This window comes from Serratia sp. X10, from assembly GCF_017811775.1.
GTDB lineage: Bacteria > Pseudomonadota > Gammaproteobacteria > Enterobacterales > Enterobacteriaceae > Serratia > Serratia ureilytica.
In genome coordinates this window covers 366,874-381,450 of record NZ_JAEIOH010000004.1, presented here as the reverse complement: position 1 = coordinate 381,450, position 14,577 = coordinate 366,874, and the positions used below count along the sequence as shown (strand labels likewise).

Annotated in this window: 15 protein-coding genes and 1 other annotated feature (1 of these 16 only partly in view); of the genes, 8 read left to right on the top strand and 7 right to left on the bottom strand. The window is 59.8% G+C overall.

The window, feature by feature from the left end; all coding sequences use genetic code 11:
* Positions 1-101, bottom strand: a sequence feature (Thr leader region) (it extends 17 nt beyond the left edge of the window).
* Together thrL and J9788_RS16120 are read right to left on the bottom strand one after the other, a co-directional pair.
* Positions 40-108, bottom strand: a complete 69-nt coding sequence (gene thrL, locus J9788_RS16125) for a thr operon leader peptide (protein WP_099785730.1) — start codon at positions 106-108, stop codon at positions 40-42. (Overlaps the previous feature by 62 nt.)
* Positions 109-320: 212 nt before the next feature.
* Positions 321-1,010, bottom strand: a complete 690-nt coding sequence (locus tag J9788_RS16120) for a tRNA/rRNA methyltransferase (RefSeq protein ID WP_046898095.1) — start codon at positions 1,008-1,010, stop codon at positions 321-323.
* Positions 1,011-1,639: 629 nt separating this feature from the next.
* On the opposite strand from J9788_RS16120, the gene arcA reads away from it, so the two are divergent.
* Positions 1,640-2,356: a two-component system response regulator ArcA gene (gene arcA / locus J9788_RS16115; protein ID WP_004933003.1), complete on the top strand. Its 717-nt coding sequence runs from the start codon at positions 1,640-1,642 to the stop codon at positions 2,354-2,356.
* A gap of 51 nt (positions 2,357-2,407) precedes the next feature.
* On the opposite strand, the gene creA is transcribed toward arcA, so the two are convergent.
* Positions 2,408-2,887, bottom strand: a complete 480-nt coding sequence (creA, locus tag J9788_RS16110; RefSeq protein ID WP_182265271.1) for a protein CreA — start codon at positions 2,885-2,887, stop codon at positions 2,408-2,410.
* A 342-nt stretch (positions 2,888-3,229) separates the two neighbouring features.
* Between creA and robA the strand changes: the two genes are divergently transcribed.
* The gene (gene robA, locus J9788_RS16105) at positions 3,230-4,099 is read left to right on the top strand and encodes an MDR efflux pump AcrAB transcriptional activator RobA (protein ID WP_033641808.1); all 870 of its coding nucleotides are present in this window, start codon (positions 3,230-3,232) and stop codon (positions 4,097-4,099) included.
* On the opposite strand, the gene gpmB is transcribed toward robA, so the two are convergent.
* Positions 4,096-4,743: a 2,3-diphosphoglycerate-dependent phosphoglycerate mutase GpmB gene (gene gpmB / locus J9788_RS16100; protein WP_182265270.1), complete on the bottom strand. Its 648-nt coding sequence runs from the start codon at positions 4,741-4,743 to the stop codon at positions 4,096-4,098. The two genes, robA and gpmB, sit on opposite strands and share 4 nt — an antisense overlap.
* Positions 4,744-4,844: 101 nt before the next feature.
* On the opposite strand from gpmB, the gene yjjX reads away from it, so the two are divergent.
* Positions 4,845-5,363, top strand: coding sequence for an inosine/xanthosine triphosphatase (yjjX, locus tag J9788_RS16095; RefSeq protein WP_033641807.1), 519 nt, complete (start codon positions 4,845-4,847; stop codon positions 5,361-5,363).
* A gap of 11 nt (positions 5,364-5,374) precedes the next feature.
* On the opposite strand, the gene trpR is transcribed toward yjjX, so the two are convergent.
* Together trpR and sltY are read right to left on the bottom strand one after the other, a co-directional pair.
* Positions 5,375-5,704 carry a trp operon repressor gene (trpR, locus tag J9788_RS16090; protein WP_016929152.1) on the bottom strand — a complete coding sequence of 110 codons (330 nt, stop codon included), beginning with the start codon at positions 5,702-5,704 and terminating at the stop codon, positions 5,375-5,377.
* Positions 5,705-5,758: 54 nt separating this feature from the next.
* Positions 5,759-7,687 carry a murein transglycosylase gene (gene sltY / locus J9788_RS16085; protein WP_046898094.1) on the bottom strand — a complete coding sequence of 643 codons (1,929 nt, stop codon included), beginning with the start codon at positions 7,685-7,687 and terminating at the stop codon, positions 5,759-5,761.
* A gap of 632 nt (positions 7,688-8,319) precedes the next feature.
* Here sltY and J9788_RS16080 point away from each other — a divergent pair.
* From J9788_RS16080 to ettA, 4 genes are all read left to right on the top strand, one after another.
* Positions 8,320-8,931: a YfiR family protein gene (locus tag J9788_RS16080; protein WP_033651698.1), complete on the top strand. Its 612-nt coding sequence runs from the start codon at positions 8,320-8,322 to the stop codon at positions 8,929-8,931.
* Positions 8,928-10,175, top strand: a complete 1,248-nt coding sequence (locus tag J9788_RS16075) for a diguanylate cyclase domain-containing protein (protein WP_046898093.1) — start codon at positions 8,928-8,930, stop codon at positions 10,173-10,175. Before J9788_RS16080 ends, J9788_RS16075 begins: the two co-directional genes overlap by 4 nt.
* Positions 10,176-10,213: 38 nt before the next feature.
* Positions 10,214-10,711: an OmpA family protein gene (locus tag J9788_RS16070; RefSeq protein ID WP_033641803.1), complete on the top strand. Its 498-nt coding sequence runs from the start codon at positions 10,214-10,216 to the stop codon at positions 10,709-10,711.
* 142 nt (positions 10,712-10,853) lie between these two features.
* Entirely contained in the window at positions 10,854-12,521 is a 1,668-nt protein-coding gene (gene ettA, locus J9788_RS16065) for an energy-dependent translational throttle protein EttA (protein WP_033649135.1), read from the top strand.
* Between the two features lie 29 nt (positions 12,522-12,550).
* Here ettA and J9788_RS16060 read toward each other — a convergent pair whose 3' ends face one another.
* Positions 12,551-13,462 carry a LysR family transcriptional regulator gene (locus J9788_RS16060; RefSeq protein WP_094143788.1) on the bottom strand — a complete coding sequence of 304 codons (912 nt, stop codon included), beginning with the start codon at positions 13,460-13,462 and terminating at the stop codon, positions 12,551-12,553.
* Positions 13,463-13,559: 97 nt separating this feature from the next.
* On the opposite strand from J9788_RS16060, the gene J9788_RS16055 reads away from it, so the two are divergent.
* The gene (locus tag J9788_RS16055; RefSeq protein WP_182265269.1) at positions 13,560-14,561 is read left to right on the top strand and encodes a zinc-binding alcohol dehydrogenase family protein; all 1,002 of its coding nucleotides are present in this window, start codon (positions 13,560-13,562) and stop codon (positions 14,559-14,561) included.
* Positions 14,562-14,577 lie beyond the last annotated feature (16 nt).

Below are 14,577 nucleotides of genomic sequence, written 5' to 3'. Positions count from 1 at the left end.
TGATTAGGTGCGGGCTTTTTTCTGTGTTTCCTGTGCGCGTCAGCCCGCCCCGTTACCTGTGGTATCGGTGGTGGTAATAATTGTGGTAGTCAGGCTGATATTGCGCATGTTGTCTGTCTGTCTCATGAAATACTCTGTCCCCTCTATTGGTTAAAGCAATCGCAATCCCAAGTCAAACGATTTCTTTTTTTTGCTTATTTTCCGTTCAGCGGCGGTAATGCGCGATGCAACAGGTGAAAAGCAAAATGACAGAACAAAAAAACAACCTAAAGCCGGTTTAATAGTGGATCACACTGAGTAACCGCCTGCTGGAGCCGCTATCACTTGGCGAGTTTTTTTTCGATGTCGTGCAGCAGCGTATGCAGCATCGCCGTATCTCGCTGCGGCAACGCACCGAGGCGCTGGTGCAGCCAGTCGCGCAATTTTTGGTCATCGCCGACCTCCAGAGTATCCAACAAGGCATCGGCGCGGCGGCGCAACGCCCTGAGTTGCCCTTCAGGCGCCGCAGCCTCCTGCGGCGCGGCGTTGACGCCCATCAGGCTCGCCAACTGGTAGCAGTACACCATCACCGCCTGGCCCAGGTTGAGCGACGGATAGTCCGCCAGCATCGGCACGCCGGTCAGCAAATCCGCCAGCGCCAGCTCTTCGTTGGTCAGGCCGGAATCTTCGCGGCCGAATACCAGCGCGGCCTGGCCGACCCACTGCTTACGCTCACTCAGCTGTTCCAGCAGCTCAGGCGGCGTGCAGTAGTAGTGAAAACGCGCGCGACTGCGGGCGGTGGTGGCGACGGTGAAATCCACATCCGCCAGCGCCTGTTCCAGCGTGGCGAACGTTTGCACGCCGTCGAGGATCTCGCCGGCCCCATGTGCCACCCAGCGCGCCGCCGGCTGCAGATGCGCCTCGCTGTCGACAATGCGCAACGAAGCGAAACCCATGGTTTTCATCGCGCGCGCCGCCGCGCCGACGTTTTCCGGCCGCGCCGGAGCCACTAGAACAATATGAAGCTGCATCACTCTTCCACCGAAGGCGGGCCTGCGTTTTTGACGATAGCGCAGCGCCCGCATGTATTTACAATTGAGTAACAATAAACGCGTTAATAGCAACAAACAAGATTAAACGGCTCGTTGAGCTAATAAACCTGTCGTAATAGTCATTATTCATGCTTATGTTTTACTGCATTTATTTATCAATGAGTTAAAACAACGCGATGATCAATAAGCGAATAATTGTATCCTATCGGGCCGGATAATGCTGAATCGTTCACAGAATTTGAGGTTCTGTGACTTAAACTGGCATTTCTGTAAGTGTTTTTCACAAATCTGTTAACGTGCTACAATTGAATTTGATATATGTCAACAAAGCGTAGTTTTGTTGGGTGATGAATTCGGCACGCGCTGTTATATTGCTGTTAATGGGGTTAGGATATGCGCCGTTTTAGCACCCAAGGGGTTGTAGGGAACGGCATCCCCACCAGGCTAGCGATCTTGTTGACATGAGATGGAAAGTGCATCAAGAACGAGTTTACGTACTTTAGTCATTTGCTGAGAGGGAACGTGGCGCTATCTCTGCCCTCCTCTAAGAAAACAGAGACTTCTGTACTTCCTATTTTCTATTTTGTTGGCAATTTTAGGTAGCAAATATGCAGACCCCGCACATTCTGATTGTCGAAGACGAGTTAGTCACTCGTAACACCCTGAAGAGCATTTTCGAGGCGGAAGGCTACATTGTTCATGAAGCCAATGATGGTGCAGAGATGCACAATATCCTGTCTGAAAATGATATCAATCTGGTCATCATGGACATCAATCTACCAGGCAAAAACGGCCTGCTGTTGGCGCGCGAACTGCGTGAACAGGCCAGCGTCGCCTTGATGTTCCTGACCGGCCGCGATAACGAGGTGGATAAGATTCTCGGCCTGGAAATCGGCGCCGACGATTACATCACCAAACCGTTCAACCCGCGTGAGCTGACCATCCGCGCGCGCAACCTGCTGTCGCGCACCATGAATCTAGGCAGCCTCGGCGAAGAGCGCCGCCTGGTCGAGAGCTACAAATTCAACGGATGGGAGCTGGACATCAACAGCCGCTCTTTGATCAGCCCGGCCGGCGAACAGTACAAGCTGCCGCGCAGTGAATTCCGCGCCATGCTGCACTTCTGCGAAAACCCGGGCAAGATCCAGTCCCGCGGCGAACTGCTGAAGAAGATGACCGGCCGCGAGCTGAAGCCGCATGACCGCACCGTGGACGTCACCATCCGTCGCATTCGCAAGCACTTCGAATCGACGCCGGACACGCCGGAAATCATCGCCACCATCCACGGCGAAGGCTACCGCTTCTGCGGCGATCTGGAAGAGTAATTCCAGCCTGCCGTCATGAAAACGGGGTTCAGCATGCTGAACCCCGTTTTTTTATTTTGCCTCAGCCCACGGCATGATCGGCACCGCGCTCAGCGCATTCTTCGGCGAGCCGTCGATCACCTTGTCGGAGTAGCTCAGGTAGATCAGCGAATTGCGTTTGGCGTCGTAGAAGCGCACCACCTGCAGCTTCTTGAACACCAGCGACGTGCGTTTCTGGAACACCACATCGCCTTCCGCCTTGCCGTTTTTGATCTTGTCGCTCAGCTCGATAGGCCCGACCTGCTGGCAGGAAATGGCCGCGTCGGCGGTATCTTCCGCCAGGCCCAGCCCGCCTTTGATGCCGCCGGTTTTGGCGCGGCTGATATAACAAGTTACATTTTTAACATCCGGATCGTCGAACGCTTCGACCACGATTTTGTGGTCCGGCCCCAACAATTTAAACACCGTATCAACGGAACCCACTTGCTCCGCCTGTGCGCTTCGCACGGTTGCGCAAACCAAACCGAATAAAAATATCCAGCTTTTTTTCATTTACTTAACTCCGATATAACCTTGCCGCGAAAATGGGCCCGGCGATCACCATTATTTATGTCTAAGCTCACGGAATCGGGTTTTTACGGGTCCGCACCGTCCGTTTTAGCACAGAGCGTGACAAAAATCTTTGAGAGTCGCGGAGGAAAAAAATTGCTATGATGCGGCGTCGTTATTTCTTTGCGCCCACTACGGTGTACCCCAATCCAACTCTGGCGCGGCATGCGCAGCAGAGGCAAAGAGTGCAACGCATAATGGCTCATGGATCGGTCTGATAGCGCAGCACCAGCGTGACGAATCAACAGTTCGGGTTCCTACCCCCAAGCTTTACGAGGAAGATCTATGGATCAAGCCGGTATCATTCGTGATCTGCTTAGCTGGCTGGAAAGCCATTTGGACCAACCCTTGTCGCTGGATAACGTGGCGGCCAAGGCCGGCTACTCCAAATGGCACCTGCAACGGATGTTCAAAGATATTACCGGTAATGCCATCGGTGCTTACATCCGGGCAAGAAGGCTGTCCAAGGCCGCCGTCGCGCTGCGCCTGACCAGCCGGCCGATTTTGGATATCGCTCTGCAATATCGCTTCGACTCGCAGCAGACCTTCACGCGCGCCTTCAAGAAACAGTTTGCGCAAACGCCGGCGCTGTACCGCCGCGCCGAAGACTGGAACGCGTTCGGCATCTGTCCGCCGATCCGTCTGGGGGCCTTCACTCTGCCGCAGCCCGAGTTCCTCTCGTTGCCGGATAAGCATCTGGTCGGCCTGACGCAAAGCTACTCCTGCACGCTGGAACAGATCACCACCGTGCGCACCGAACTGCGCTCGCAGTTCTGGCGCCAGTTCCTCGGCGAAGTCGAAACCTTGCCGCCGGTGCTGTACGGGTTGCACCACTCGCGTCCGAGCCAGGAGAAGGACGACGAACAGGAAGTGCTGTACACCACGGCGCTGGAGCCGGATCAGGTGCCTGATAAAGTGCAGGAAGTTCAACCGCTGGTGCTGCCGGGCGGCGAATTTGCAATGTTCAGCTATGAAGGGCCCATCGGAGGCCTGCAGGACTTTATCCTGACGGTCTACGGCACTTGCCTGCCGGAGCTCAAACTGACGCGCCGCAAAGGGCACGACATCGAGCGCTTCTACCCGAAAGGCGAGCGCCGTCCGCATCAGGCGCCTACCGAGATCAAGTGCGATTACCTGATCCCGATTCGACGTTAACGCTGCAGTTCGTCCAACGCGGGCATGTCCAGATGCGTGACATCGCCCGCCGTTTCGACGATCCAGCCGGAAGCCAGCCACGGGCTCTGCTGGTGATCGACGCGCGACAGTGAGCAGTTGCGCAAGCGCAGGCGACGTTCCGCATAGGCTGGCAGCCCGAGCACCGAACTGATCAAACACCCCAACGCGATGCCATGGCTGACGAGCAGCGGCTTGCTGCCCTCCGGCAGCATCAGGCAGCTCTCCAGCGCGGCGCGCATGCGCTCGCCCAGCTCCTCCATGGATTCGCCTTGAGGGATACGGCCGTCAGGAGTACCATCGACCATCTGTTTGCGCCACTGTTCTTCCTGCGGCGTCAAACTGTCGATCAGGCGTTCTTCCAGAACCCCCATGTGCAGCTCACGCAAACGCGGATCGCCAATCACTTCGCAGCCACAGGCTTCGGCGATGATCTGCGCGGTGCGGCGCGTGCGCCCCAGGTCGCTGGTAATGATATGCGTAATGCCTTCTTTGCTGACGCGCCTGGCGACCAGACGGGCCTGGTGTTCCCCCATGGCGGTTAACGGGCTGTCGGACTGACCCTGGATGCGGCGAGCCGCGTTCCATTCCGTTTCGCCGTGGCGAACGAGGTATACCTGTAACATTTTTGTTTTCCGTTATACTGCGTGAAATTTGCGTTTATCCCCGGCCCGGCGACGCTTTTGCCGCTGCCCGGCGTATCGGCCAGAAGGATATCAAACCCGTTATGTACCATGTTGTCGCTGCAACTACCAACCCGGCAAAGATCAAGGCTATTCAATTGGCCTTCGATGACGTCTTCGGCGCAGGCCAATACCGCATTGAACCCGTCGACGTCGCCAGCGGCGTTTCGCTGCAGCCGATAGGCAATCACGAAACGCGCACCGGTGCGCGTCAACGCGTGATGGAAGCGCGCCAGGTCAGGCCCGAGGCCGATTTTTGGGTCGGCGTGGAAGCCGGGATTGAGGAGAATATGACCTTCGCCTGGATGACCATCGAGAACCCGTCCATCCGCGGCGAATCCCGCTCGGCGAGCCTGATGCTGCCGGAAGTCATCTTACAAGGTATTCGCGAAGGCCGCGAATTGGGCAGCGAAATGGCGACGATCACCGGCAACGCCGAGGTGAAGCGCCAGGGCGGCGCCATCGGCGTTTTCACCGACGGCCGGCTGAGCCGCACCAGCGTTTATCATCAGGCGCTGCTGCTGGCGCTGGTGCCGTTCCACAACGCCATCTATCAGCAATAACGCAGAGTCTGCTAGGGCGCGTCGTGCAGCAGCTGCTGCTCAAGCCACTGTTTCAGCGCCGGTGAAGCCGCTTTCAGGCTGTTAGAACCGCGGGTGATGGTGGCGATCCCCGCGCCCAGTTCATTTTTCAGCTCGCGCTGGCTCATCTCGCCGCGCATCAGTTCCTGAATGATCCGCACCCGGGTGCCCAGCGCGGTGCGCTCGTCCGGCGTCAGCATCAATTGCAACAGCGGTTGATGCAGTTCTTGCGCAAACGAATTCTGCAGCAGCGCGACGAAGCGCAGCCAATCCTCATTGCCTTGTTCTGAAAGAGCGGGGTCGTTTAACGATAATTGCGTCATGGCAGCCACCATACTATTTAACTAGTACAGCAGCATACCATAGGGCCGTCAAAATCAATAACGTCTCTGCCACTCGGCGTCGGTCAGCACCTTGGCCGGCCGGTGCGTCAGATAGCGGTAAAACGCATCGTAAGCCAGCACGTTCTTGACGTAGCCGCGGGTCTCCGAGAACGGAATGCTTTCGATGAACGCGACCGGATCGATCCGCCCCGCGCTGTTCCCCAGCCAGGTGTTCACTCGCGACGGGCCGGCGTTATAAGCGGCGCTCGACAGAATGCGGTTGCGGCCGAACTGCTGATAGACCGACTCCAGATAGCTGGTGCCGATGGTGATGTTGGTCTGCGGATCGAACAATTGGCTCGGCCCCACATAGCCGGGAATATTGTACATCTGCACCGTATGCTGCGCGGTGCGCGGCATGACCTGCATCAGGCCGGAGGCGCCGACCGGCGACTGCGCCTTCGGATTCCAGGCGCTCTCCTGACGCGCGATCGCCATCGCATAGCTGCTGGTGATCCCTTTGTCATCGGTCGCGCGGCGGAACTCCTGCGGCCAGGCGACCGGGAAACGCTCTTCCAGATGATCCCACAGCTTGCCGACGATAGTCGCCTGCACGCTCAGATCGGCCCATTTTTGCTCAAAGGCGTAACGCGCCAGCGCCTCTTGTTCAGGCCGGCTGCGGCTGGCGACATAGGAACCCCACTCGCTGCGGGCCAGGTTGTCCATATTCCAGTACATTAGCTCGCGCACTCGGGCCACTTCCGGCCCGTCGGTCAGCGACGCGCGCGGCTTGGCTGCCACCGCCACCATCACCGGATAGGTCGCGTTCAGCTTCTGCGCCGCCACCATCGGGTAGAAGCCGCGTTCGGTCATCAGGTTGCGCAACATTTCCTCGCCTTCGGCGCGTTTGCCTTCGTCCATCAGCTGACTGGCGCGCCAGTAGCGCCACTCATCCTTGTTGCGCGACTCTTCCGGCAAGCGAGCCAGCCAGGTCGCGACGCCCTGCCGATCGCCGTTGCCCAGCGCCATCCGCACCCGACGCTCCAGTAACGAAGGCGAACGGCTGCGCAGAATCACCTGATCGCGCCACTGCGCCTGTTCCAGGGTGGCGTCGCTGCCCATCAGACGCCAGGCCACCGCCTCTTCCAGCCCCAGCCGCTCCTCGTCGCTCATTTTCTGCAGCCGCGCGAGCGTCGGGATCATCGCCCGCGCGTTTTCCACATCCTGTCGCGCCAGGCGCTCAAAGGCGATGCCGGTGGCCGCGCGGGTAAAATCGGTCGGCCCCACGCTGCGGGCGAAGGCTTCCACGGTGGTCGGGTCGTTTTGCAAGCGCACCAGAGCGTTGCCCATGGTTTGGTAATCGGCCGGCAACTGGCTGTAGAGGTTGCTGACCAGCGAGCTGTTACCCTCTTTCAGCGCCAGCTTCATGCGCGCCAGAATATCGAGCGGCGTCTGCTTGCCCGCGCCGCGCCAGACGCTGAACAGCCGATCGCAGGCGCCCGGCAGCGTTTTGCCGTTCAGCCACAGCTCGTCGGCGCCGCTCCAGGCCGCCTGCTGATCGCCGGTGGCCCATTTGGCGTAGTAATAGTTGCAGCGTGCCGCCACCGGTTTAGGCGGCTGCGGGCTGAAGGCCAACAGGGTGCGCCAATCTTCGCGCCGCGCCAGTTCATTGACGAAGCGCGGCGCCAGCGATTTCGCCGGCGGCAGCGTCGGGTTGCGTTTGATAAAGTCGTTCACTTCGGAGAACCCCGCCTGACTCAGATCCTGAGTCAGCTCGCGGTATTCCAGATAAGGATAAAGCGGGTAATCGCGCAGCGTCGGCATCAGCTGCGCCACCACGTCCATCTGATTGCCGTCCCACGCTTGCTTGATCTGCTGGTAGCGCTGACGTTGCGCATCCAGAGAATCCGCCAGCGCCGCGCCGGAAAACGCCGTCAGGCACAGCCCCATCGCCAACAGCCGTCGCTTGTCCACCTTGACCATCCTCGCTCTTTCCTCACTGATTGTGCCGCGGGAGCCGCCCAGCTCCCCGGAGACCGCCGCGCCACGGCGCCGCAGAACAAAATAAAACCGGGCGCACGGCCCGGACGCAGATATCTACCATAGACAGCGCAATCGCTCATCCATTCAATACTGTAGAAGAAGAAGTGTATCGCCATGATCGGAGCCAGGTAAAAAACGTTTACTTTGGCTGACAAATCAGGGCGGCGGGATATTATCGCCGGCCGGATTTTTATTAGCCGCAGCGGCATTTATTGGAAAAGTAAAATACTTTCTAATTATTAGTTATCACATTATTGCATTTAAGAGATAACGCCGACATTGCGCAAATCGCCTGACAGCTGGCCAAACGCGCCAACTTTGCAGAAAAGCGGTGGCAAACCCGAGAGGGCATTTTTATACTATCAAAAATAAGTAGGATAATTCCGAGAAAACAGCACATAAAGCGCCCAACGAAGACATCTTATAATACAATCCGCGCCAATTATGGGTAGATAGTGTTCATTAGGCAGTGCGACTGACAGCTTTCAGCAAAACGATTGTCCCTTCAAGCGGGCCGGATTTTTACTTGTCGGGCCACGGCCTGCGGGCGGTGGATCAGGCCGGAATGGCGGGTGAAGATGGCGAGTAATACCGCGATAACGATGCGTTGCGCAAAAAGCCCCGTGCCGGGCTTCCTTGCCGCACGCCTGAATATCGGCCGCCTGTTGCTGATCGTTTTGTTGGCGCTGCTGACGTTGCCCGGGCCTGCGCGCGCCGCCGATGATCCCTATCAACAGCGCACGCACGCCGTGACGACCGTGGTGGTAGGCATCATCAGCTACGCCCGCTGGTCACGTGAACCCAATCCGATCCGGTTGTGCGTGACCGCACCCACCCAGTATGCCGAGGGGCTGTTCGATCCGATCCTGCTCAGCGCGCCGCGTCCGATTAAAACCGAACGCGTGCCGTTCGACAGCCCGACGCTGAGTACCGGCTGCGATGTCATCTATTTAGGGAACATCAACGCCGCGCAGAGACAAAATTTCATGCAGCGCATTTCCGGCAACTCCATTCTCAGCATCAGCGAGAACGATAGCGAATGCTCCGCCGGCAGCGCATTTTGCCTGCAGATCAACGGCGACCAGGCCGGCTTCAAGGTCAACCTGGACGCCCTGGCGCGCAGCGGCGTGCGCGTTCACCCCAACGTGCTGCAGCTGGCGCGCAAACAGGCCCCGCCGCTATGAGGCTGTTGCGTAGAAACCGTTCCGGCAATGCGCGCCCGACGTTGGGCCGAGTGCTGCAGCGGGTGCATCTTGGGCTGGCATTGATCGCCGTCGGCACCGCCGGCATCTTTCTGACGCTGGTGGCGCTGTTCGCGCTGCGCGCCTACGCCAACCACAACCTGCACCTGATCGCGCGTTCCATCAGCTATACGGTTGAAGCGGCAGTGGTGTTTGGCGATCGCCCCTACATTCGCGAGGCGATGGTGCTGATCGCCGCCAAAGAAGAGGTGTCGGAGGCCAAAATTTTGAACAACGCCGGTGACGTGCTGGTTAGTTGGCATCGTCCCAAAGATGGCCCGCTGCACGGCATGGAGCAGGTTATCGCCCACTGGGCGCTGCCCGAGCCGGTCATCCTGCCTATCTCCCACGAGGGCAAACAGGTCGGCCAGGTCTGGCTGAGCGGCAACGGCGGCAGCCTGTTGCGTTTCCTGTTGCGCGGGCTGGTCGGCATGATCGCCTGCATGGTGCTCAGTACCCTGTGCGCCCTGGTGTTGTCGCGCCGCATGCTGGTCGGCATCGTCAGCTCGTTGGACGACATCGCCAACGTGGCGCATGCGGTGCGGCGAGATCGCACCTTCGGCCTGCGGGTGCCCTCGGCGCCGATCGCCGAGCTGCATGAGCTCAGCAATGATTTCAATGGCTTGCTCGATGAACTGGAGGCCTGGCAGGCCCATCTGAAGCAGGAAAACGACTCGCTGGCTCACCGGGCGACGCACGACAGCCTGACCGGCTTGCCGAACCGCGCCTTCTTCGAAGGCCGGCTGAGCCGCGCCCTGGGCGATATCGCGCCACCGGCGAAATTGGCGGTGCTGTTTATCGACGGCGATCGCTTCAAGGAAGTAAACGACAGTTACGGTCACGCCGCGGGCGATGCGGTGCTGACCACCATTGCCGGACGCATTCGCGCGCAGCTGCGTGAAACCGATCTGGTCGCACGCCTGGGAGGAGATGAATTCGCCGTACTGCTGGCGCCGGTGCACAGCACGGAAGATGTCTTACAGATCGCCGACAACATCATCGATTGCATGAGGCAACCGGTTATTTTACCGAACGACGAGACGATCATTACCTCTCTGAGTATCGGCATTGCGCTGTACCCTGATCACGCGTCGACGCCTCAGGGTCTTTTGCACGAAGCTGACGATGCGATGTATCAGGCAAAGCATCGTTATAACGGAGGCTGGCGGCTGGCTATACATAAATAAGAGCCCCGGCTATAACACTTGAACTAGGGATTTTGACTATGATACAGCAACTGTTTAAAGGCCGTTTTTCACTGCTGACGATGGCGTTCGTCGCCCTGCTGGCGCTCGCCGGTTGCCAGAGCAAGCCGCAAGGCCTGACGCCCGAGCAGGTTGCGCTGCTGCAATCGCAGGGCTTCAAACTGACCGACAACGGTTGGGAATTCGGCCTGTCGGATAAAGTGCTGTTCGGCAACAACATCGGCAAGCTGAACCCGGAAAGCACCGAGACGGTGCAGAAGATGGGCCGCGCGCTGCTGAGCGTCGGCATCACCAAGTTCCGTCTGGACGGCCATACCGACAACTACGGCGAAGACAGCTATAACGATCAGCTCTCCCTGCGCCGCGCCGATGCGGTGGCCGATCTGCTGGCCAGCGTCGGTATTCCGCGTGCCAACATCGAAACCCGCGGCATGGGCAAGCGCGATCCCGTCGCCGACAACCGCACCTCCAGCGGCCGCGCGGAAAACCGCCGCGTCGCGATCGTCGTCACGCCATAAGCCACCAATATGCGCCTTTATCGGCGCATAAAAGGTTATACTTAGCGATCGCTGAGCGATGTCTGGGATCCAAGATCGAAACGGGCTACACTCATGCCGCCAGACATCCTATAAATACTGATATAGAGAGGCTTAGAGCAACGTGGCTCAATACGTCTATACCATGCACCGCGTCGGCAAAGTGGTACCGCCGAAGCGTCATATTTTGAAAAACATCTCCCTGAGCTTCTTCCCTGGGGCAAAAATCGGCGTACTGGGCCTTAACGGCGCCGGTAAGTCCACCCTGCTGCGCATCATGGCCGGCATCGATACCGATATCGAAGGGGAAGCGCGCCCGCAGCCGGGCATCAAGATCGGTTATCTGCCGCAGGAGCCGCAGCTTAACCTCGAACACACCGTGCGTGAGTCGGTGGAAGAAGCGCTGGCAGAAGTGGTCGGCGCGCTGAAACGCCTGGACGAAGTGTACGCACTGTACGCGGAAGAAGGCGCAGACTTCGACAAGCTGGCCGCCGAACAGGGCCGCCTGGAAGAGATCATTCAGGCGCACGACGGTCACAACCTCAACGCGCAGCTGGAACGCGCCGCCGATGCGCTGCGCCTGCCGGACTGGGACGCCAAAATCGCCCATCTGTCCGGGGGTGAACGCCGCCGCGTCGCGCTGTGCCGCCTGCTGCTCGAAAAGCCGGACATGCTGCTGCTGGACGAACCGACCAACCACCTGGACGCCGAGTCCGTGGCCTGGCTGGAACGCTTCCTGCACGACTTCGAAGGCACCGTCGTGGCGATCACCCACGACCGTTACTTCCTGGATAACGTGGCCGGCTGGATCCTCGAACTGGACCGCGGCGAAGGCATTCCGTGGGAAGGCAACTACTCGTCCTGGCTGGAGCAGAAAGACGCACGTCTGGCGCAGGAAGCGTCCGCCGAAGCCGCTCGTCGCAAGTCGATCGAGAAAGAGCTGGAGTGGGTGCGCCAGGGTACCAAAGGCCGCCAGTCCAAAGGCAAGGCCCGTCTGGCCCGCTTTGAAGAGCTGAACAACACCGAATACCAAAAACGTAACGAAACTAACGAACTGTTCATTCCACCTGGCGCGCGCCTGGGCGATAAAGTGGTCGAAGTCAGCAACCTGCGTAAGTCCTATGGCGACCGCCTGTTGATCGACGACCTGTCGTTCTCGGTGCCAAAAGGGGCGATCGTCGGCATCATCGGCCCGAACGGCGCGGGTAAATCCACGCTGTTCCGCATGATGTCCGGTCAGGAGCAGCCTGATTCCGGCAGCATCGTGCTGGGCGATACCGTCAAGCTGGCGTCCGTCGATCAGTTCCGCGACAGCATGGACGGTTCGAAAACCGTGTGGGAAGAGGTCTCCGGCGGGCAGGACATCATGCGCATCGGCAACACCGAGATGCCGAGCCGCGCCTATGTCGGCCGCTTCAACTTCAAGGGCGTCGATCAGGGCAAACGCGTGGGCGAGCTGTCCGGCGGTGAGCGTGGCCGTCTGCACCTGGCCAAGCTGCTGCAGGTTGGCGGCAACGTGCTGCTGCTCGATGAACCGACCAACGACCTGGATATCGAAACCCTGCGCGCGCTGGAAAACGCCCTGCTGGAATTCCCAGGCTGCGCCATGGTGATCTCGCACGACCGTTGGTTCCTCGACCGTATCGCCACCCACATCCTGGACTACCAGGACGAGGGCAAGGTGGAATTCTTCGAAGGCAACTTCACCGAGTACGAAGAGTACAAGAAGCGTACGCTGGGCGCCGACGCGCTCGAGCCGCACCGCATCAAGTACAAAAAGATCGCCAAGTGATCCCAAAGGCGCCGCATGCGGCGCCTTTTTTACTCCTGCGTCAGCTCGCGCGCGTAGTCGTCAAACGCCGGGTGCTGCAATACCACATCGATGAAACAGGCCAGCGCCGGGGAATTTAGCTTGCGGCTCGGGTAGACCAGATACAGTTCATTCCCTTCTGCGCGCCAGGCCGGCAACACCTCCACCAACAGCTTCTGCGCCACCACCTCGCGGCTGAGAAACGCCGGCAGCAGCGTGATCCCCGCGCCGGCGATAGCGCATTCGCGCGCATACAGCAGATTGTCGGTGGTGTGCGCCAGCGGCAACTGCCAGCGGTAATAATCGTCGCCGCAGCGCAGGTTCCAGGCCGTCCAGGCGCGGTGGGCAATGCAGCGATGCTGCTGCAGCTGCTGCGGGTGTTCGATCGGCGGGTGCTGCGCCAGATAGGACGGCGCAGCCAGCAGATAGCGCGGCGCATACCCGAGGCGGCGGCCGATCAGCGAAGAATCCTGCGGCTTGCCGGTTCGCAGCGCGGCGTCGAAGCCTTCCTGCACCAGATCCACCATCGCGTCGGATACCGACACCTCCAGCGATACGTCCGGGTACTGGCGCTGAAAATCCGCCGCCAGCCGCGCCACCAGGGTCGCGCCCAGCCCGGCCGGCGTCGAGATGCGCAGGCGGCCGCTCGGGTTGTCGCGCAGCCGCTGCAGCGCCAGATCGGCCCGCTCGGCGGCGGACATCATCGCCTGGCAGTGTTCCAGATAGCGCTCGCCGGCGAAGGTCAGGTTCAGCTGGCGCGTGGTGCGATTGAGCAGCCGTAGCCCCAGCGTCTGCTCGAGCTGGCTGATGCGCTGGCTGACGCTGGATTTCGGCAACCCAACGCGCTGCGCGGCGGCGGTAAAACTGCCGCACTCCGCCACCAGCGCGAACAACGCCATGTCCTGCAGTTGTTTGAACTCCATTGTTCACCTTAAACGAACACTCCGTTAGATATTGTCCATCTTATCACCCCACTGTCGCGGGTCTACACTGGGGGCATCATTTGAAAGGAGTACAATCATGTCGATAAAAGCCATTGCCGTAGACCCGCAGAACCCCGCCGATTTCATCGAAATCTCACCGGAGATGCCGGTGCCCAGCCAGTACGATCTGCTGGTGGAAGTGAAAGCGGCGTCGGTCAACCCGGTGGATACCAAAGTGCACGCCGGCCTGCAGAAAAGCGGCCTGCAGCAGCCGCGCATCCTCGGCTGGGACGCCAGCGGCGTCGTGGTGAGCGCAGGCAGCAGCGTCAGTGGCTTCAAGCCCGGCGATGAAGTGTGGTACGCCGGCGACATCACCCGCCCCGGCAGCAACAGCAGCCACCAACTGATCGACTCGCGCATCGCCGCGCACAAACCGCGCAGCCTGAACTGGGCGGAGTCCGCCGCCATGCCGCTCACCGCCCTCACTGCCTGGGAGGCGCTGTTCGAGCACCTGAACATTCAGGATGCGCCGGAGCACAAGACGCTGCTGATCATCGGCGGCGCCGGCGGGGTCGGCTCGCTGGCCATTCCGCTGGCCGCGCTGCGCAGCAAGGTGAAAGTGATCGCCACCGCGTCAAGGCCGGAATCCGCCGCCTGGTGCCGCGAGCGGGGCGCCGACCTGGTGGTGGACTACCGCGATTTGAAGGGCAACCTGGCGCAACACGGCATCGAGCAGGTGGATTACATCCTCTGTCTGAACGATACCGACGGCCACTGGCCGGCGATGGCCGAACTGATCGCGCCGCTCGGCCATATCTGCACCATCGTCGAGAACGCGCAGCCGTTGGATCAAAACGCGCTGAAGCTGAAAAGCGCCGCGCTGCACTGGGAATTCATGTTCACCCGCAGCATGTTCACCACCCCGGACATCGCGCAGCAAGGCCGGATCCTGCAGCAGGTGGCGCAACTGCTGGACGACGGCAAGCTGAGCACCACGCTGAGCGCAACCCTGCACGGGCTGTCGGTAGACACGCTGACCGCCGCGCACCAGCAGCTGCTCGGCGGCCATATGCAAGGCAAGCTGGTTATCGCTTACTGAGTTCGCATCGCGGCGG